Annotated in this window: 1 protein-coding gene; it reads right to left on the reverse strand. The window is 32.2% G+C overall.

All coding sequences use genetic code 11. The features are described 5' to 3' along the window. Positions 1-204 precede the first annotated feature (204 nt). Positions 205-738, reverse strand: coding sequence for a DUF4377 domain-containing protein (locus IEY42_RS22135; RefSeq protein ID WP_188927322.1), 534 nt, complete (start codon positions 736-738; stop codon positions 205-207). Positions 739-1,089 lie beyond the last annotated feature (351 nt).

A 1,089-nucleotide genomic window follows, 5' to 3' on the forward strand; every position in this document is an offset into this window, starting at 1 on the left:
GAAAATTCTATATCAGTGGCCAGTTTTAGTGAACCACTATAGATTTCAGTTTTGAAAAATATGGAAAATTCTAAACATGTGAAGTAATGGTGATTCAATACGGCCAATATTTATCGGCCGCTACAAATATTGATTGTTACTAGAGCGAATTTATCACTTATAATTGCACTATAATGGCTTCCTTATTTGCAAATTGATAGATTTCTAATTCCATGAAATTAAATTGATAACACCATTCCCCATATATTTAAAAGTGATTGTCACTATTCCACCTGAGTTATTCATATTTAATAAAGACTCACACAACGCTGTATCTTCACACTCAAATGATTGACTTAAAAAAAAGTACTCACCATCATTCATATGAATTGTTGAGTCAAGAAGTTCAACATTATCAATGACGTACTCCACACCCAATTCATCTTCAACCGATGAGTTGATACTAACCAATGAATACTGTTTACTTGAAGCGTCCGCAGAAGGTGAGCCATCCTCATTGACTTCGACTGTAAGCTCATAAGTATACCCCCACATATAAGTAAAGCCTTCAATTTCGTCATAAAAGAGCTTGCCATCAGCCAAAACGCAAAGCATTTGATTTACACCTGTGCACGGTTGCATATAAGAAGCTATGGAGGTTGACTGTTCATATGATGAAGCGTCTTTTTCGTCTGAATTGTTACAAGCTGACGCGAACATAAGGCAAACAAAAAACAAAAATGAAAATTTAGATTGCATAACACTAATCCTTTAGTTTTATTGGATATGAATAAACATAATTATAAAATTTTATATTAGCAACAAAATAAAAACAGTAAATAAACGCAGATCACATCTTGGTAACAAAATTTTGACATATGTTACTATCTTTATTTCTAATTAAATTTCTGAATAAAAACCAATTTCGGACTTTTATTGATTGTAAATAGGATCGAAGGAATGAAATTATTTAACTATTTAATCTTATCTTCATGCATTACACTGTCACTAAACTCACACTCGAAAACGTATGATATATTGGTAGAAGGCGCCGATGAAAATAATGTGTTGGTTCACAAAACTCTAACAGTTGAGAGATCAAAAGGTGAA

Source organism: Shewanella algicola (assembly GCF_014648035.1).
Lineage (GTDB): Bacteria > Pseudomonadota > Gammaproteobacteria > Enterobacterales > Shewanellaceae > Shewanella > Shewanella algicola.